Consider the following 17711-nt stretch of genomic DNA (forward strand, 5'->3'; position numbering starts at 1 on the left):
GTCGAATTGGAGTCTTACTCGCGATGACAGGAGTATTGTGCATGACGGATGCTACAGCGGCCAACGCGGTCAATCCACCCACGCCGAAGCTCGAGCGGACTATCTCGCTGGGGCACGCGCCGTTGCTGGGGTTGGGGGTTCTCGCTGGAAAGTTTGCTCCTATCGTCAAAAAGATGACGTTCAGCCCCGATGGACGCTACCTAGGGCTTGTCGTGACCACAAGCGATAGCCCGACCGATATCGTCATTTGGGACCTCGAAGCCAATAAAGAACAAGCGCGGATTCACTGCAACTCTGTTTACGCCGATATGCCGTGGGAAAAGTTGCTATGGCTGCAAGGCGGTAAGGTCGTGACATTCGGTGCGCGGTGGCAGTGGGACGCCATGTCGGGGAAAGCGCTGCCTGACAATCCGGCGATGGGTCGGGAGGCGCGTCTCAACCATGACGGCACGAAGATGCTGACGATATCTGGGGCAATCGGCGACCCCTCTACTATCCACGTTTACGATACGGCAGAGTGGGCCGAGCACAAAATTGACCTCGAAGGCTTGCAGGCCGGCACGGCGGTATGGACGGCCGATGACAAGATCTTGGCACTGGTTAGCGGCACAGCCGATTCTATTCGAACGGTGGTGAACGGACATTACGTCAAGCCATATGACACCGCGATTCGACTCATTGATCCGGCGGGGAAGACCCCGACGCGTGACGTTTGGTTTGACGAAGAAGCGACGGGCGATCCGAAACTGCCGTTCAAAAATGCTTTCTCGGTGGATTCCGACATGGAGCCGAGCTTCGCGAAGAACCAGGTTTTCCTGGACTCTGGTGCCGTGATCGACAGCTCGACACTCGTGATGCGGCCGTTTTGGACGGAGATTAGCGGGGGATTTGCCGTTAGTTCGGACGGGAGATGGTTGTTTGCGAAGGGGATGACGTTTGTCGACCCGGCGCGCAAACCTGTTCCAAACACGGTCGTGGACACTGCAACGGGCCAAGCGGTATCGAGATTCACCGGGGGCATGGAGGATCTGGGGGGTATCGCTGCGAGTCGGGATGGCGAGTGGCTGGCGATCGGCGATGAGAGCACCGTGTATTTATATCGTCTTAGATAACGATCAATAATTATTCATGTGTACGGGGAACGGCACGTATGAGTCAGTCGAATCTTTCGGTGACGGTCAACGACGTACTTACCGCCGACGTTGCGGCGTACGGGGATCCAGGTGCCCCTCAACTCGGTGAGCAGTGGACGAAGATACCGCTTGAGCGCTTTACGGACGAACAGCTCCGGGAACGAATGAGCCACTTCGGGTACTCCGGACAGGTCTATGTTAATGAAAAAACAGGCGAAGTCATCATCGCCAATCGCGGCACGCAAACGCTAGCAAACTTCGAAACGGATGCGGGCGTTGCGCTGGGCATGGTAGCGAATGCGCAGCCTACGGCCGACGAATTTGCAAAGCGAGCGCTGCGCGCTGCGCGGGCCCTCTTGGCCGGCGATGGCGTCAAAATGAGCGCGGTATATACCACCGGACATTCTCTCGGCGGCGCTGAGGCGGAGGGCCAGGCGCAGATGCTCAGCTTAGAGAAAGGTCCCGATGCTCTCGTTCCTCCTGACGTACATATCACTAACTTTTCCATCGATGCCCCAGGCGTCGGCGAGCGCGCGCACCAAGGCGATCAAAGCCGATATACGAGCTATAACGTCTCCTCGCAAGGCGATGTCGTGCATAAGGCGGGCGGAGATCAGTTGGACGGTACGCTCGAGATCTCGCTGCCGATCGGTCCTCGTATTATGCAGACCGAAGGCATGATGATCGCGGGTGCAGCGCTCTCGGTGGAGCTGCCGTTTGTTGGTCTGCCGATGCTCGCCGCCGGGGCGCAACAAGCATTGGAGGCGCATAAGAGCACGTTGATCTTGGACCACGTGATTGGCACTGCACTGGGAGACATGAAGGTCACTGAACTCGGGGCGTCGGCCAGCGACATTTTGGCCGCGTTTAGAACCGGGGCCACGGATGCGCAGCGCACCAATGCACAAGTGCAACCGGATACCCGCGTCGCCAACGAAGCACATGCGGCGTCCGCCAATGACGAGCACCATGATATCTGGGGGCTCGACACGAAGGGCAATATCGATCCGGCCGTCTTGAAAGGCATTAACGCCCAGGCGTATGCCGAACGGTGGCTAGATGCGAACGGATATCAGCCCAAGCCGCGGATGCAATACAAAATCAACTAGGAAATTACTGGATCGAGAATTGGGTATGCTCTATAAAAAGGAATCGCATTATTTGGCGACCGTGACGGCCATGACCGGCATCTATGTGTTCTTCATGCACTATGTTTTCAATGTGGCGTGGGCTGACTCGAGTCGGTGGTTGCAAATCATCAATGCTGGTCAGCATGCCATACCTGCACTCAGGCGACTGCATGATCATGCGATCGCTATTTACACGAATTACTGGGGTGCGTTCTATACCGGGTTTTGGATGATGTCGCCAATACACTGGCTGTTTGGCGTATTGGGGGTACCTTTTCTGGATGCTAAGCGCCGCACGGCTCTGGTCGACAATATCTCGATGAAAAGATTGGTTTTGATGTTCGCGATATTTTCATCGATGTCGATCATGCTGTATGAGATTCCAATGTTGGATGCAATGGGAATCTACAGTCAGACGAGCAGCTCATTTTTGATCTTGTGTGTAACGTGGTGGCTGGTGGCACTGTCTATGTACTATCAGGGTCAATTGTCGCGTGTACTGTGGGTAAAGGTGGTGACTAAATATACGGCTCGACGGGGATAGAATGGCTACCAAAGAGAATGCGAAAGGCGGACGATTTCGTGGAAATCTTGACTCGCTTTTTTACGGTGGAAAAGACGGCGTCGCGAACGCCGTGTCCGATGGGGTAAGTGCCGGCATTTCGTCTGGTTATACCGCGCTTGCCGTTGCTGCGCGTGAAGAAGGCGCTCTTCCGGGACCGATAGGGTGGGTGGGCAATGCCGTTACACTGACTATCGGCGTCGCCACGTCGGGCTCGACTTGCAACGTCATCGGCACATTTGCGGGGACGGGAGCGGGAATTTTGGCCGGCGCAGCGGCTCTTCCTGGTGGCCCGTTAGGGCAGTACGTAGCTGGAACGCTCGCTTCCTGGGCAACACAGAAGGCTGTTACGGCACTGTGCGAAACCCTCGAAGGCGATGTGGATGGCCACGCACCGAAGCACCCCCCGCCTGCGCACGCGAAGCCGGTAACCTTTGCCCCTCCGAGCGTCTCGGGCGAGCCGAAGCTACCGCCTCAATTCGCTCATCTCCCATTGACCGGCGATGCCGCCACGATGGCCGCCGCGATAGTCAAGTGCCGGCCGTCTCCGGATTACAGTGGAAGCGACGGCGCCTACACGATTCAGCACGGGCAGTCGCTCAGCAGCATCGCGCGGCACAACGGCGTATCGGTCCTACTCCTAGAGGCGACGAATCCGCAAATCATCGACCCTGCCGCGGTCCGCGTGGGGCAAATCATTCGCCTGCCGGCTACGGCCAAAGATTACGTTGCAGGCAACGACGTAGTATCCGCCGGGTGTCCCATCCCCGACGATTCGAGACAGACGACGACATTGACGCATGCGCTGCGACAATCGGCGGGGACAACGGTTTCCGTCGTCGCCGAGAACTCAGGTCAAATCGCGGTGCTTTCGCCGAGCTCCGGCAAGGCAATCATGATCGCGAACGACGGAGCGGCCACGTCGCAGGCCCTATCGGCCTATGACCGGAGACTGGGCGATATCTACACTGAAGCTGTCGCGAAGGGTTACGTGACCCAAACTACTCATTCGGCACTAGCAGGGCGCTCGGCGGAGACGGCCGATGCAATGGAGGCCGGCGCGCGTTCCCGCGATCCGAAGGCGGCCGAACCCAACATTTATGGGTTGGATGGTCAAGGCAACATCGCGCGATCCCTAGTATCAGGCGATTTGCAAGCCGGCAAAGCACATGCCGAGCAATGGCTAGAAAAGCATGGATCTCGACAAGACGTTCCGGTTCGCCTAAAAGCGGCTCCTTGACTCGGAACGGATCAAAAGAGGGACGAGCGCGGCGAGTTTCACTGTGGCGCTCGCCCCTTGCTCGTCAATCGTGAAACCTCCGGTGGTGCCACCAAGCACGTGCGTGAACCACCGTACCACGCAGCCTATGGCGAATCGCGCGAAGCAGCACAGGAAGCGTGTAGCCCTTTTTCTCCATGAAAAAGAAGCCGGCGATCGCGAGTAACGCGGTACCGAAGGTCCAGACGCGCGGATAGTACAAGGCGATCAAGATCGGAAAGTAACCGCGGGCGTCGATGCCCATGATGCGCGGCGTCAGGGACGCGTCGCGCCAAATCGAGCGGCGCACGTTCATGCGTTGGACTCCCCGGCATAGCGGCGGTACGCCTTTTCGTCGATCAGCTTTCGATCCAGCAGATCGCGCAGACCTGTATTCATGTCTTGCTTTTTATCGGCGACGATTTTACGCAAAAAGGCACCCCATTGCGTGTAGGGCATCTCGCTCATTTCGTGCTTGATGCCGCTGTCGAAGTAGAGATACTCGCGTACGGCCACGCGATTGCCGTCAAGCGTCGGCACGAGAATCTGCACGACGATCAACCGCAAAGAGCCGAGGATTTTCGACGCAATCGCCGAATGCTGGTCGCCAGGGAACACCTGGATCGCGCGGCTGATCGTCTCCGGAACGCTCTCCGTATGCATGGTTCCGTAGGCGCCGTGGCCCGTCAAGGCCGCTTCGACCATGGCACCGATCGTTTCGGCATCGCGCGCCTCGCCGATGCCGATCAGCGTCGGCTTGCATCGCATCGCATTGCGCAGGCCACGCGCGAAGTTCGGGATGTGGCGGCCGATTTGCATCTGGCGGATCTTCGGGCCTTTGTTCTTTACCTTGGTGAACAAGAATTCGATCGGGTCTTCGTAGAGTAGGATCTTCACGTCGCCGTTCGTTTCCGACACGTCCGCGTAGAAGGACGACATCAACGTGGTCTTGCCCGAACCGGTCGGCCCGCAAATGAGCACGAGTCCGCGCGGCTGAAACAGATTCTCCCGGATCCCGGAGGGCAGGTTGAGCGCGTCGAGCGTTGGCGGCGTCTCGGGAATCGTGCGCATCGTAATCGAAAGCCCATCCTCGGCGTCGCCGATCTGAGCGCCCGCGATGTTGACCCGGTAGCGGCTCGTATCGCGCTCGATGACGAACCGGTACGGGCGGTCCGCATCGCTTCCGCCTTTAATGACCCCGATCAGTTCGCTGCCGAATGAGACGGCGAGCAGCGTCTTGATTTCGCCATCCTTGATGGTTCGCTCGGTGAGGGCGACTTGCCGGCCCTTGATTTCTCCCCATACGACATCGCCGGTCTGGAACACGATGTCCGACGAGCCGATCTCGCCGCAATAGGCAAGAAATGCTTGTAAATCGCTAACGCCGAAGTTGGCCTCAAGCTTGAACGGTTCCGGCGTGCTCATCATCGGCAGGCGTCCTGTAGGTTGAAAATGCGTGAATTGACGAATGGCGCAAACGAATCATGATTCTGCGTTTTAGTAACGGGTTGCCGCGGCTTTCACGACGCCGCTGACGTAACCGTTCTTGAAGCCTCGACTGAAACTGCCGGTGTTATAGGCGGATAGCGCCGCTAGCAAAGCGGCTTGAACGCTGGGCTGGGTCCTGGCCGCTTGCACATAATTGCGCGTCAACACGGTGCCGCCCGCATAGACGTTCGTACAAGGATCGAAAACGCGTTCGACCGTCAGGCCCAAGCTCGACATCGTCTTTGAATTGATCTGCATCAGGCCCATGTCGATGTTCGCGCCGCTCGCGATCAATCGCTTGGACTCGACGACGGCCTCCTCATACGAGTTGGCTTTCCGATAACGCTGGCTGCCGTTCACGTTGATCGCCCACGGATTGCCCTGCGACTCCTGGTGGATGACCGCCAGCATCGTGTTTGCCGAAACGAACGGAGCGCAGGCCATGACCAGCGTGATCAAATCCATCAGGTGCTCCGTTGCTGCACCGAAAAGCGATTTTCGGCCATCTCCGTGAGTTGGCAAAACTCCGTTAGCTCCTGCGCGGGAATCGCCCCGGAAAGTAAGTAGCCTTGCCAAGAGTCGCATCCCAACTCATGGAGCTTCGCGAGTTGTTCTTCGGTTTCGACGCCTTCCGCCAGCGTGGTCAAGTTGAATTCGCGCGCAATCGCGATGATCGCGCGGACGATGCGCCCGTCGAACTCGCTCGCCGTCGACCCGATGAACGAGCGGTCGATTTTGAGCGTGTCCACCGGGAAGTTCTTCAGGTAATTCAACGACGACCAGCCCGTGCCGAAATCGTCGAGCGCAACGCGCACGCCGATTTCACGCAGCGAAGACAAGATTCGCACCGCTTTCTCCGTGTCCGTCACGAGAAAGCTCTCGGTCAGCTCGAGTTCGAGCAGCTCTGGCGGAAAGCTGCTTTCATTCAAAACTTCCTTCACGCGATCGGCCAAGGAGTCGCCGAATTGCCGGCCGGATAAGTTCACCGCGATACGAAGATCGAGGCCCATGTCCTTCCATCGACGGCCCTGGCGTACCGCTTCGCATAGGACCCAATCGCCGATGGGCGCGATGAGGTTCGTTTCCTCCGCAACGCGAATGAAGGAGGATGGCGGAATGATTCCGCGTGTGGGATGAAACCATCGAATGAGCGCCTCGGCCCCGACGATGCGGCCCGAGCGAGCGCAAAATTGCGGCTGATAGTGCAGAACGAAATGCCCGTCGCGTAGGGCGTCTCGCAGTTCCGCTTCGACTGTTGCGCGCGCCCTCGCTTTCTCGTTCATCTTGGCATCGTAAAAGCGCAACGTATTGCGGCCTTCTCCTTTTCCCGTGTACATCGCCATATCGGCGTTATGCAACAACTCGTCGACATTTCGCCCGTCGTTCGGCCAAACCGCTACGCCGACGCTCGCGCTGATCTGAAACACATTCTCTCCGACTTCGATCGGCTTCGCGCAGGCGTCGAGAATGCGCTCGGCGACGATCGAGGTGTCTTCGGTGCTGCGCAGATTGGGCAGCAGCACGACGAATTCGTCGCCTCCGAGCCTTGCCACCGTATCGCTGTCTCGCAGGCACCCGCGCAAACGCTTCGCGGCTTCGACGAGAACCGCATCTCCAGCTGCGTGGCCGTAGGTATCGTTGATCTTCTTGAATCGATCGAGGTCGACGAAAAGAACGCCGAGAAATGCCTCGTCCAGTCGGCTCGCCAGACGGATGGCCTGGTCCATGCGATCGCGCAGCAATTCGCGGTTCGGCAAACCGGTCAAGGGATCGAATTGGACTGCCTGCCAGAATCGGCCGAGGCCGTTTGCTTCATCGTCAAGCGGCCGAATTAAATAGGCGATGCCCTCGGAAACCGGCGAGCGGACTACGACGGCCTTCATATTCGCGTCGGCGCGTTCCGAGTCTTGCGATTGCCCGCTTTGCGCATCTTCGAAGGGGGATGCATTTCCGAACGAGAATTCGGCAGCCTCGTCGCCGGCTGCGAGGAACGAATCGAATTTTTGGCGCTCGCCATCCGTCGATAGCAGGTCGTGCATGCTGTACTCGGCAAGATGAACATGCGAAAAGAGTCGCGCCGCAGCATCGTTTGCGTAAGTGATCGCCGGTTGGCCCGATCGGACGAACAACACGGGCGAAGGCAGTTTCGAAAGAATTTCGCGGTACATGCTCTGCTCCTAATACAGTACGTCGATCATGACGACGCCGTCCCTGCCGTAATCGGGGAATACGCAGGTTCCCATTTGAGTAGTCGAAACATAGCAACCGAAGATGCTGACCGAGCCTCCCGAACCATACCCGAATGGGGTCAGCGCGCCTTGATACGCGCCGCTCGCAAGGGGGGTGCCGGGGTTTGGGGCGTACGCTCTGTTGCCGAAGTTGCCTAGTCCGTAGTCGCTGTATCCGCAAGCGCCGGGGCCATTGCTGCGCGCATAGGGGCCCGCTGCCATTCGATCGGGGGTGGGGTGAGTGGGATAGCCGGAAAACTCCCATACGCTCGATTGTGGGCCGGGGACCGGTACACCCCCGCCCCCCGAGGGATCGTCGAATCCGCCGGCGGTCGCGCCGCTTCCGCCGTCGCACTCAAGCAAAACGCCATTGGTGCCCTCTTGTGAATTGGACGAAATTAGCTGACTCGGACTGCCCGGATAGCCGCTTAGTCCGTCATCGCCGAGAGGTGCCTCATAGACAAAGTACGGCGTATTGGGTACGGGTGTTGCCGTTACCCGTGGTTGATATGCGGTCCCGCCTTTTCCGACCACAATGGTTAGGGTCTCGCCGGCGACTAGATTGACCGGCGCGGAAAATACGAATCCGCCGCTGCTTCCCGTCCCGTACTGGTTGGCGAAGCGCCAGCCGAGGCCTGATCCTCCGCCCCCAGCCATTGTGACCAACGCGCTCTTCACGCCATTCGGAACGGTCCATTGGCAAGGCGACGGGCAACGTGCCGACGTAAAGACCTCCCGGTGCGCGCTCGGCATGTCCGTCGCTTTTCCCCAGACCGTGCCGTTACAAGAAAGCAGCTTCCCGTCAACGTTTGCTGCAATCAACCCAAGGTGCGAGCAGGGTGATCCCTCGACCGCAAGTCCTGTTACGTCAAGCGTGCCCGTGACCGTATTGTCGGCATTGAGTGTGCCGGCATTGTTGATGTTGTGCTTTACACCGGCCGTGTCCTGCATGTTGATATCGCCCGTTCTCGGCAGGCTACCGTCGCGGCGATCGAACACGAAAAACCCCGAGGCATCGTAGCCGTTGCGGATCGAGATGAGGCCAGCCACGCCGCCCGGGTTCGTTCCGATTTGCGTGCCGTTTTGCGTGACGAAAACGCTGGGGTTGCCGCCCAAAGAGGCCGGCATCGATACGCCCGCATTGCCGGGGCTCGCCGTATTCGCTGCAATCGTTGCGCGACGAACATCTACTTGGTTCGTACCGGGATCGATCAGCGGGCTCGTGGCAGTGACTTGAAACGGAAGGTTACACGTGGGCACCGTACAACCGCTCGACGTATCGACCGTGATTTGAATCGCGAAGCCGATTGCCTGTCCGTTGTAGACGATCGGGTTCACCGCCTTCGATGATAGAAAGCCAAGGCCGTTCAAGTCGGCGGTCGTCGGCGTCAACAGGCGCGCCGCGGGCAGCGTGTAGCCGTTGCGCGTGACGCTCTGACCTTGCTGAATTTCGGAGAAGAAGGTCGTCGTGTACGTCTTCGTCGCGTCGTTGATCGCCCCGAGCGTGGTCCCGACGAGCCGTGCCCGATCGTCGCGGTTTTGATTCATCGTCGTGCGCCAATAATGCTGCCCAGCATAGGCCATCACGGCGGTCAGCAGCGTCACGAAGATGGCCATTTGCCAAAGCAAGAACCCGCCTTGGCTTCGCTTGTTCAATGGTTGCACGGCTCGTTTTTTTAGTTTCATGGTCCCGTCGGATTCTCTACAGGTTCTTCAATTGCATGGTTTCGACTTCCTGCGTCAGTGCGGAAAATTCCCCCTGCTTGATGTGCGCGATCACCTTGTTCTCTCGCGCCAACGCCGATGCAACCAGCCGGCCTTCGAGATCGAAACGCTGGTGCACAGCGAGTTGCAAGCTCGTGGCGATCAGATCGTTGGCGTTTTCCTCGCCCGCGGCTCGCGCCAAGGCGGACAGCCGTTGCAGACCGGCCGGGATCGTCTTGGAGTGCATCGTCACGAGCACCAGATGCCCGTCCACCGCGACGCGCAGCAACTGTGCGGCGGTGGCGCTATCGCGCACTTCCCCGTATCCCAGCATCGATGAATCTTTCGCGGGAAAGCACCGCAGGGCCGCGTGAATCGCATTCTCATAGCCGCCGACTTCATCCGCGTCGATCTGCTCGCAGTAGCCCAGACCATGCTCGCCCTCGAGTAAGTCTTCCGGGGGATCTTCGATGGTCAAGCAGTAGCCGCCGTGCAGGCGAAGCCGGGCGGCGATCGTGGCCGAAAAAGTCGTCGTTTTCCCCGCGCCGGTGAGCCCGCAGATGACGACCAATCCGCCCGCTTCGCGCATCTTCGAGCCGAGCAGCAATGCCTTGATCCACTGAGGCAGCCCCAACGCGTCGATGTCGGGGCAAGCATCGCGCATGCGCCGAAGGGCGTAGCGTCCTTCTCGCATGCGTTGAATGCGCCAACGGCTTGCGTCGTTCAACTTCACCTTCTTTCGATCGGGATTCGCGGTGATCGCGGCGGTGAGCTGCTCCATCAGCGGTTGATGCTCCGGACCGGCCGGCCGTTGACCGGGAAATACGATCGGCCTGCCGTGTCCGTCGATCGAAAGATGGACGTCGGTAATGAGCGGCATAGTCATCGGTGATCACGCTCGTCCGAAAGTGAATACGATCGTATTGGTCGTCGTTGAGCTGCATTGCGTACCCACGGCTGTCAGATCGACGTTATTAGGCCCCGCTTTGACGGCGGCGCCGTTGATTGTTGCGGTCAGGTACATGTCGTTCATGAAGTTGTTCCCGATCTTCACACACTCCTTCGTCGGAATGTCGTTCATCGTCACTTGGCCCTGGGTGTTACCCGCCGTGGGAGCGAATACGATCGTTCCCCACTGCGTCACCAGGTTGCCGTCGGGCACCCCCCCGGCCATCTCCACGAAGCTGTCGTTGAGCCAGCCGTTTTGTGCGACCTGGGCCGTGGCAAGATTGGCAAACGAGGTTTGGTTCTGATAGGCCGTCTGAATCGAGGGAATCGCTTCGTTGAATGCGTCGATGATCTTGCCCGCTCGAATGCTGGCGAGCACGCGTGGCACCACGACCATGGCCGCGGCGGCAATCAGCGCGATGATGCCCAAGACGATCGCGAGCTCGGTCAGCGAAAAGCCTTTTTGTCGCCCGATCGTCCGGTGCTTTGTGCCGCCGGTTCCGAGAGGGGCGTGAGGTTTGGCGCCCTTCGGGGGTACCGGTTCAAACTGAGTTGTCATCGATCGTTCTCCTGAGTTAGCGGATGGACTGGACATAGGTTTCCATCGCATCGTTGAATTCAAAGCTTCCTAGCACGATCACGCCGAGCACCATGGCAACGATGCCCATCGCGAGAAACCCGCCGAAAATGGCCCTACGTTCGGCGGCCTCGACGGCTTTGTCGCCGTGGTCGAAGGCGATCATGCGCAGCGCCTTGAAGAAATTCGTTCGTTCGGAGTAGTCCTCGATGCGATCCATCACGCGATACGAGAACAACCCCGTGTCCAACGCGCGCGCCGGGCTGTCGGGCGTCAGCGCGAGGCGCTTGAGCATGACCGTGATGTGCCACCCGAGCCAGGGGCTTGCGAATTGCCGCATCCGCTCCAGCGCTTCCTTCATGCCGTGATTGTTCGATTGCAAAAGAATCGCAAGCGACACGAGAAAGTTGTTCGCCTCGTTTTCTCGATACGAACTCCAAGGCAGCAGCGGGACGTGATCGATCTTGGCGCGGAATCGGCCGCGCCAATTCGGCCGGCTCCAAATGACTAGCCAGGCCGTTAGAACGAATCCCAGCCCGGACAGCAAACCATGTCGAACGATGGCGTTCGAGAGCTCGTACAACTGACGACTAATAATCGGCCACCGTTCTAGCGGAAGCGATTGGAGGTTTTGCGGCGCAATGACCAGCGCATAGGCTACGAAGAATCCGAGGATCGACACGAACGCCATGCCAGGTGAGATCAGCGACATGAAGTAGGTCGCCTTGATCTTGCCCATGAGCCGTATCGCCCGCCCGAGGTAGACCATCGCTTCATCGAGACGGCCGTCTTCCTCGGCCGCCGTCAGTACCATGACTTCATAGGCGGGGACGGTGTGCTGCAGCGCATGTCCGAAGGACATCCGGCGCATCTTTCGAAGCCAGTGCTCGTATAACGGGGCCCAACCTGTTTTACGCCGGCGAGAGCGCGCTGCCATCTTGCGCAGGCGTTCGCTGGTCGCGGCTCCGTCGCGCAGGGCCGAAGCGAAATCCTCGTAGAACTCCTGGCGGCTGGAATCGAACGTGTTGAACAGGAAGCGGCTCAGCTTGAAGGCGAGGTTCATATCGACACCTCCACGAGCTCGTAGGTCTCGAACGGCTCGAACTCTTGCTCGACGTCGCGCGGGTCGATGCGCCCGCACGATATTTTGTACAGGGCATGCTCGAACGCGGTTTTCCCCGTCATGTCCGCATCGCCGAAGCCCGTGCGCCGGCTCCCGCGCCAGTACATCTCGGCCTTTTCGTCGAAACCGTCGGCAATGTGTTGTCGAATGACTTTGTCCGGAACGACGATTTCCGCGACCACCGTCGAACCGACGATCCCTCGGCCGTGGCAGTGGGGGCAACCCGTCTCGTCGGCGCAGTAGATCGATTCGATGTTCAACCCGAATTTGTGCTCGAGGAGGTACTGCTTGTCTCTGGCCAATATGTCGCGCGCGGGCTTCTTGCAGTGATCGCAGAGTACGGGCAAGAGCCGCTGAAAGATCAGCGCGGCGATGAATTGCCTGTCGGCAAGAACATGCCTGTCGAGGCCGAGCCGATAAAGGCGCAGGGCCGCGCCGATGGCGGAAGCGGTGTGCAGCGTCGTATAGATCTTGTGGCCCGTCAAAACGAAATCGGCCAGCATCTGCGCGGTGGTCTTGTCTCTTGTTTCACCCACCATCACGTCGTCGGGATCGCCGCGCAAAATGTCGCGCAAAACGCCGATGGCATCGGTGTCGCTGCCATCGTCTTCGTCATGGTCGCTGCGTTGACGGGAAATCTGGCTGACGCCGAAGATCTTGTACTCGACCGGGTCTTCGACCGAATAGCGCTTCTTCAACAGACGCTTCGGGTCGAACTCCATCATCGTCTTCAACGTCGTCGATTTGCCGGAGCCCGTCGGGCCGGTGATCGCGATGAGACCGATCGATCGCCCGACCGCCAACTCGAGTTGATTGACTTGCGATACCTCGTAGCCGCGTTCCGCGAAGGTGGGAGTCCGTTGACCGGGCGTTTCCACCGGCAATACACGCACGACCACGTCCCATCCGTCGGCGACGCGAATGAACTTATAGCGAAGTTTGTAGCTGGTCGCGTTGATCGTCGTGCGAATCATGCAGCTCAGCGACTTGGCCTCCAGTGCGAAGGAGCCCTGGCTCCGCGAACGTCCTTCGGCCATTTCCGTGAACATGAAGCCGGCGATCTGCTCGCACGTCACGACGTCGAAGCCGCGATATTGATACAGGCGGCTGTGAATCCGGAACAGCACCATGCCGCTGCGCTCGCGGCAGCAGATATGAATGTCGGTCGTTTTCTCGTTGATGGCATCGCGGATCATTTCGTCAACGAGCGGGCGAACGTCGCTTGCCTTACTGTCGACGCCGTCCTTGTTGATGGCGTTGTTGATGTCGGCGATCAGCGCGACGTCCGCCAGACGCTCTTGCGCGAGCTTATAGCCGGCCCCGAGCACGCGGCGCCGCAACTCCAGGTGCAGCCGTTGGCCGACCGAGCTTTCCGAAACGAGGATGATGGCCTCGCGGCCCCCAAGGTCGACGGCGGCCACCGCGGATAGGTCGTTGCCGGCGATGCCGTGCGTCTTCGTCATCGGCGCACGGAAGGCCGGCAAGTCGTCGCGCGTCTTGACGCGCCCCGATTGACGCAACTGTCCAACGAGCTTTGCAAGCTGGCGCCGCGCGTCCTCGGCCGGCGACTGCGCTTGCTCGCGACCGTTCAGAAAGCCCAAGCCCTTGGTGAACATGTTCGCTCCCTGAGTCAACGCATTGCGGCCGGCGCCGCGATCGGAGGCCGGACGACCGGCACCGACGGACTCGCCACCGGCGAGGTCGCGGTCTGACTGCTTCCGCTGCCTTGCCAATCGAGCATCACGGACTTACGCTGCGTCACTCGATTGCCGCTCATGCGGACCAACACGATCTCGTACGGCTGGATGCTTTCGAGCTTCCAGCCATCGATCTTCGAGATATAAGGTTCTTGCATCGAGACCGGCACGCTGCGGCCCTTGTAGTTGACTTCGGCCACCTCCTTGCCGACCAGCCCCCAAATCGCTTCGACGACCGGTTCTTTGTCGTTCACGTCCTGCTTCACGCCGGGTAGGGGTGTCGCGGCAACGGGAGCAGCGGGCCCTGCCGCTTGAGCCTGGTTCGCTCGAATCTTTGCGTCCATTTCGGATTCGATGAGTTCCTGTTGCTTCGCCAGCAGCTTGCCGAAGGTATCCATGGAGGTATCGGCCGGCGCCGCGTCGCCGGCACGCGCGAGTACTGGCACGAGCAGCATCAAGGCAGCAACTTCACGGATTCGCATACGCTTCCCCTTTCAAGTCAAAAGTGATCTTGTCGTCGAGCTTGAACGACACGCTGCGCACGCCCGCATCGTCGGGCAGACGCATCGCCAGGTCTCTGAGCAGCACGGCGGCGCCGGTCGCGCCGAAGCCGGTTTTCAGGGGCACCCACTGGTCGTCGACCCCCGCCGTCTTTGGCGCTACCGGTTCCCAGCCGCTTTGAAGCGTGACGGTCAGCCCAAGAGGTCTGGAAATCTGTGCGAGATTGCCAAGTTTCAGACGCACGTTCTCGCGCGGCGCAAGCGCGCTCGCGGCGCGCGGCGAGAGCGAGGGCAAATGCACCGGCACGCTTTGATCGACTCTCTGAATGTCCCCGTCGAACGACGGCGCCGGCCAGCCGGCGGGCTTCGCCTTCAAATACCCGTTCCAAGTCGCGAACGCGGCGGCCTTGTACGTCAACGTGCAACTGCTCGCCTCGCACTCGACCGCCGCCAACCGCCAACCCGAAACCGATGCGGGCACGTCGCGCAAGGTGTCCATGTACGCCGGTACCGCGACGCGCGCCGGAGCGGCCGCATTGATGGCGGCGCGAACTTGGTTCATGAGTGCGGCCTTGCGCTTCGCTATCTCGCGCCGGCGTGCCTGCGACTCATGCCGGCGCGCTTCGCCTTCGGCCTGGTCCTGGTAGTACACGTAGCCGGCCGTTAATGACGCCAGCAATGCCGTTGCGATGATTCCGGCGACCGGTATGGACGAGTGCCGCGAGAACGTCGCCTTCGAGAAATCTCGCTTTCTAATCGAATGCCTGAGAATCTCCAGCGAGAAGGGACGAATATCGAGCCCGTAAGGCAGCGTCTCGAACAGTTCCGGTTTGTCGGTATAGATCGGCGCCTTACTGGGGTCGGGCAACGACGTCAAAAAGTCGCGGACTTGGCCCATCAAGTCGGTGGCATCGGCAACCCGGTCCATCCTATTGACCGGCATGCCGTCGGAGACCGCGAACGCCCAAAGGCGCCCGTCTCCGATGTCGACCAGCGTTAGATAGGTGTCCTCCGAAACCGCCGCGCGGACCAATACGGCGGCGGCCACCGGGCGCTTTTTCACTTCGCCTTTGGACACGAACGCGACGTACTCGCCGTCCTTTCCCTTCACACTCCAAACGAATTGCCACGCCGCGTTGACGCCGCGGCCGAGCTGTTTGACCTCCGTGTTCTTGCCGTCCAGCCCGGGCAGCTCCAGCCAGTCGAGGCCGGCCACCGCCTCGCCGAATCCTGCAATCGGAACGGGGATCGCCGCGGACATCAATTGACCCCTTCGACAATTTGCGGGGTGAGCAGAACGAGCACCGCGTGACGCGTCGTAGCCGTCGAAATGCCGCCGCCCAGCAGCGGTGTGAGCGTCCCGTCGAACGACTTGTCCGTCGCTTGCTGTTGCGTGTCGTCGAGGCCGGCGAGCACGGCGGTCTCGCCGTTTACGATGCTCGCGTAGATCTGATACTGATTGGCCGTCGATTGCGGGTATTGCAGCTTCACGCCGTTCGAATCGAGGGTCACCGTGTTGCCGCGCGTCGAGGCATCCATCGAGAACTGCACGACCACCGAACCGTTAGGCTGTATCGACGCACGCATGTTCAAGAACGTGCCCGTCGTGAGCTGGCCAGGTTCGATGCCGGGAACGGCCGTCGCCCCGTTGGTCACGCTCGCGGCCGGCGACGATCTCGCCGGATAAATGAAGTTTTCGGTATTGGCGATGGACAGTGGGCGATTGTTCAACATCGTATAGGTCTCGTCTTTACGGATGTTGACCTTGCCGACGGTCGCCAGTGCTTGCAAAAAGGTCTGTGTCGTCGAGTAGCCGTTTCCGCCGTTACGAATGACGCCCAATTGGCCGAACCCGGTCGAAGTGCTGGACAAGCCGGTCGGCGAGAAGAAATTCACGTTCCATTTCGCCGCGGCCTGATTGATGACCCACGACCAATCGACGCCCATGTCGTTATTCGTCGTCGCGCTAACGTCCACGATTTGCATGCGCATCCGCACCTGGCGCCCGACCGATTCATTCTCGGCTTCGATCAAGTCTCGAATCTGCTCCTGAACCTCGCGCGTATCGGTCACGGTGACGACGCCCGAGGACGAAATCGAGTATTTGCCGATGCCGTTCGGCGTCAGCGCGGCTTCGATAGCGGTCTTCAGCCCCTTGACGACGTCGACGGACGCGCTCAGCTTCGACGAGACATCGGAGGACGACGACGCGCTGCCGGCCTGCGACATCGTGGTACCCGTCCCGCCGCCGCTCCCGCCACCGGTCGTCTCGCCCGTCGACGCGGTTTTTGCGATCGTGGCGGTGACATCGTTGGTATCGGTGATGGACGCGATTTGATAGGTCCGGGTCACGAGACGCGAGATCGAAATCGTGCCGTCCTTGTAATCCCAACCCACGCCGAATTTGCCGGACACCTGATCCAGCAACTCGGTCAACGTACCTCCGAAGGGCGAGGTCTGATCGATGATGAAGGACCTGGCCTGTGCGATCGGCTGATAGCCGCCCATCGTGGTCATGCTCGGGGCGTATTGACCGATGGGGCCCGATTGCGGCGGCATTGCCACACCCGACGGGAGCCGCACGCCATTGGCCGCGGCCAAGCCGCCGACGCCCGATTGCATCATGCTCGAGCCGCCCATGCCGCCCATCATCATGCCCATGCGCTGCGCCGAGAAGATTTCGATCGGAATCAGTGCGTCGGCGCTGACCCGCACCGGCATTCCCACGATCTTGCTGATACGATCGGCGATGATGGTCAGCGTCGGCTGATCCGGGAACGCAAAACGAATCGGTTGACTGAATACGGCGGGGAGCTCTGCGTCGCGCGAGACTTTCACGGTTTTTCCGCCAAGCCATACGCCGTCGATCTCCCTCACGACGGCCGCTTTTTGCTGATCTTCCTGGCGCAACCGCGCCATGCGATCGCTAACGGCTTGACTGCCTTGATTGACCGCGCCTCGGATTTCGTTACGCTCCATGACGGTCCCGCAACCGGTCAGCAAGGTCATCATCACAAGCACGACGCTTCGCTTCACATTCGAAGTCATTCTTCGTTTTCCTTGAGTTATTGCGCGCGCTGACCGGTCTCGGTGACTCGAAGAACGCGATTGCCCGTGTACATCAGGCCGCTCAAATTGACGTCCGCCGCCGACAAAGAGGAGAAAAGCGCTTTCACCGCGTAGCGGAAATCGCCGGCGAACGAGGCGCTCACGGTGACCGGCACGTCGACGGACGCATCCCACACCAACTGCCAACCGGCTTGCACTGCCCATTTCGCTAGGGCATGCCGTAACGTCCCGTCGGAGGGCGAAACCGTCCAGTTCTGCTCGCCGCTCGGGGTACTGGCGGGGGCACTCGCGGGG

The 17711-nt window shown here is 60.0% G+C and carries 17 protein-coding genes; 4 read left to right on the top strand and 13 right to left on the bottom strand.

What is annotated here, in order from left to right:
- Window positions 1-41 precede the first annotated feature (41 nt).
- Genes C0Z18_RS30820 through C0Z18_RS30835 form a run of 4 tightly spaced genes read left to right on the top strand, consistent with a single transcriptional unit; the run spans window position 42 to window position 4065 of the window.
- Window positions 42-1112: a WD40 repeat domain-containing protein gene (locus C0Z18_RS30820; protein ID WP_102649244.1), complete on the top strand. Its 1071-nt coding sequence runs from the start codon at window positions 42-44 to the stop codon at window positions 1110-1112.
- 38 nt (window positions 1113-1150) lie between these two features.
- Complete coding sequence (locus C0Z18_RS30825; protein ID WP_102649245.1) at window positions 1151-2242, top strand: alpha/beta hydrolase family protein; 1092 nt, start codon at window positions 1151-1153, stop codon at window positions 2240-2242.
- Window positions 2243-2267: 25 nt separating this feature from the next.
- The gene (locus tag C0Z18_RS30830) at window positions 2268-2807 is read left to right on the top strand and encodes a hypothetical protein (protein WP_102649246.1); all 540 of its coding nucleotides are present in this window, start codon (window positions 2268-2270) and stop codon (window positions 2805-2807) included.
- Between the two features lies 1 nt (window position 2808).
- A complete protein-coding gene (locus C0Z18_RS30835) occupies window positions 2809-4065 on the top strand; it encodes a LysM peptidoglycan-binding domain-containing protein (RefSeq protein WP_102649247.1) in 1257 nt (418 codons plus the stop codon).
- A 64-nt stretch (window positions 4066-4129) separates the two neighbouring features.
- Here the strand turns inward: C0Z18_RS30835 and icmT are convergent, their stop codons facing one another.
- The 13 genes from icmT to C0Z18_RS30900 form a co-directional block, all read right to left on the bottom strand.
- Window positions 4130-4399, bottom strand: a complete 270-nt coding sequence (icmT, locus tag C0Z18_RS30840; RefSeq protein WP_102649248.1) for an IcmT/TraK family protein — start codon at window positions 4397-4399, stop codon at window positions 4130-4132.
- A complete protein-coding gene (locus C0Z18_RS30845) occupies window positions 4396-5511 on the bottom strand; it encodes a type IV pilus twitching motility protein PilT (protein WP_102649249.1) in 1116 nt (371 codons plus the stop codon). The genes icmT and C0Z18_RS30845 overlap by 4 nt, the downstream gene beginning before the upstream one ends.
- Window positions 5512-5580: 69 nt before the next feature.
- Window positions 5581-6036 carry a lytic transglycosylase domain-containing protein gene (locus C0Z18_RS30850; protein WP_158244336.1) on the bottom strand — a complete coding sequence of 152 codons (456 nt, stop codon included), beginning with the start codon at window positions 6034-6036 and terminating at the stop codon, window positions 5581-5583.
- Window positions 6036-7739, bottom strand: a complete 1704-nt coding sequence (locus tag C0Z18_RS30855) for a putative bifunctional diguanylate cyclase/phosphodiesterase (protein ID WP_102649251.1) — start codon at window positions 7737-7739, stop codon at window positions 6036-6038. Before C0Z18_RS30855 ends, C0Z18_RS30850 begins: the two co-directional genes overlap by 1 nt.
- Before the next feature lie 9 nt (window positions 7740-7748).
- Window positions 7749-9455, bottom strand: coding sequence for a hypothetical protein (locus tag C0Z18_RS30860; protein WP_146014139.1), 1707 nt, complete (start codon window positions 9453-9455; stop codon window positions 7749-7751).
- A 46-nt stretch (window positions 9456-9501) separates the two neighbouring features.
- On the bottom strand, window positions 9502-10389 hold the full coding sequence (locus tag C0Z18_RS30865) for an ATPase, T2SS/T4P/T4SS family (RefSeq protein ID WP_102649253.1): 888 nt from the start codon (window positions 10387-10389) through the stop codon (window positions 9502-9504).
- 6 nt (window positions 10390-10395) lie between these two features.
- Window positions 10396-11010 (bottom strand): type 4 pilus major pilin, encoded by a 615-nt coding sequence (locus tag C0Z18_RS30870; protein WP_158244337.1) that lies wholly within the window; start codon window positions 11008-11010, stop codon window positions 10396-10398.
- A gap of 16 nt (window positions 11011-11026) precedes the next feature.
- A complete protein-coding gene (locus C0Z18_RS30875) occupies window positions 11027-12091 on the bottom strand; it encodes a type II secretion system F family protein (RefSeq protein ID WP_102649255.1) in 1065 nt (354 codons plus the stop codon).
- Window positions 12088-13767: a GspE/PulE family protein gene (locus C0Z18_RS30880; RefSeq protein ID WP_102649256.1), complete on the bottom strand. Its 1680-nt coding sequence runs from the start codon at window positions 13765-13767 to the stop codon at window positions 12088-12090. The genes C0Z18_RS30875 and C0Z18_RS30880 overlap by 4 nt, the downstream gene beginning before the upstream one ends.
- Window positions 13768-13781: 14 nt before the next feature.
- A complete protein-coding gene (locus C0Z18_RS30885; RefSeq protein WP_102649257.1) occupies window positions 13782-14330 on the bottom strand; it encodes a hypothetical protein in 549 nt (182 codons plus the stop codon).
- Entirely contained in the window at window positions 14317-15609 is a 1293-nt protein-coding gene (gene pilO2 / locus C0Z18_RS30890) for a type 4b pilus protein PilO2 (RefSeq protein WP_102649258.1), read from the bottom strand. Before pilO2 ends, C0Z18_RS30885 begins: the two co-directional genes overlap by 14 nt.
- Window positions 15609-17396, bottom strand: a complete 1788-nt coding sequence (locus C0Z18_RS30895; RefSeq protein ID WP_102649259.1) for a hypothetical protein — start codon at window positions 17394-17396, stop codon at window positions 15609-15611. Before C0Z18_RS30895 ends, pilO2 begins: the two co-directional genes overlap by 1 nt.
- A gap of 17 nt (window positions 17397-17413) precedes the next feature.
- The coding region (locus tag C0Z18_RS30900; protein ID WP_199189593.1) for a toxin co-regulated pilus biosynthesis Q family protein at window positions 17414-17711 on the bottom strand (298 nt) is incomplete at its 5' end.

It is taken from the genome of Trinickia dabaoshanensis (genome assembly GCF_002879885.1).
Lineage (GTDB): Bacteria > Pseudomonadota > Gammaproteobacteria > Burkholderiales > Burkholderiaceae > Trinickia > Trinickia dabaoshanensis.

Excerpts from the sequence above, each read along its gene's own strand:
- C0Z18_RS30820 (WP_102649244.1), top strand. The coding sequence starts at position 42 with ATGACGGATGCTACAGCGGCCAACGCGGTCAATCCACCCACGCCGAAG.
- C0Z18_RS30825 (WP_102649245.1), top strand. The coding sequence starts at position 1,151 with ATGAGTCAGTCGAATCTTTCGGTGACGGTCAACGACGTACTTACCGCC.
- C0Z18_RS30830 (WP_102649246.1), top strand. The coding sequence starts at position 2,268 with ATGCTCTATAAAAAGGAATCGCATTATTTGGCGACCGTGACGGCCATG.
- C0Z18_RS30835 (WP_102649247.1), top strand. The coding sequence starts at position 2,809 with ATGGCTACCAAAGAGAATGCGAAAGGCGGACGATTTCGTGGAAATCTT.
- icmT (WP_102649248.1), bottom strand. The coding sequence starts at position 4,399 with ATGAACGTGCGCCGCTCGATTTGGCGCGACGCGTCCCTGACGCCGCGC.
- C0Z18_RS30845 (WP_102649249.1), bottom strand. The coding sequence starts at position 5,511 with ATGATGAGCACGCCGGAACCGTTCAAGCTTGAGGCCAACTTCGGCGTT.
- C0Z18_RS30850 (WP_158244336.1), bottom strand. The coding sequence starts at position 6,036 with ATGGATTTGATCACGCTGGTCATGGCCTGCGCTCCGTTCGTTTCGGCA.
- C0Z18_RS30855 (WP_102649251.1), bottom strand. The coding sequence starts at position 7,739 with ATGTACCGCGAAATTCTTTCGAAACTGCCTTCGCCCGTGTTGTTCGTC.
- C0Z18_RS30865 (WP_102649253.1), bottom strand. The coding sequence starts at position 10,389 with ATGACTATGCCGCTCATTACCGACGTCCATCTTTCGATCGACGGACAC.
- C0Z18_RS30870 (WP_158244337.1), bottom strand. The coding sequence starts at position 11,010 with ATGACAACTCAGTTTGAACCGGTACCCCCGAAGGGCGCCAAACCTCAC.
- C0Z18_RS30875 (WP_102649255.1), bottom strand. The coding sequence starts at position 12,091 with ATGAACCTCGCCTTCAAGCTGAGCCGCTTCCTGTTCAACACGTTCGAT.
- C0Z18_RS30880 (WP_102649256.1), bottom strand. The coding sequence starts at position 13,767 with ATGTTCACCAAGGGCTTGGGCTTTCTGAACGGTCGCGAGCAAGCGCAG.
- C0Z18_RS30885 (WP_102649257.1), bottom strand. The coding sequence starts at position 14,330 with ATGCGAATCCGTGAAGTTGCTGCCTTGATGCTGCTCGTGCCAGTACTC.
- pilO2 (WP_102649258.1), bottom strand. The coding sequence starts at position 15,609 with ATGTCCGCGGCGATCCCCGTTCCGATTGCAGGATTCGGCGAGGCGGTG.
- C0Z18_RS30895 (WP_102649259.1), bottom strand. The coding sequence starts at position 17,396 with ATGACTTCGAATGTGAAGCGAAGCGTCGTGCTTGTGATGATGACCTTG.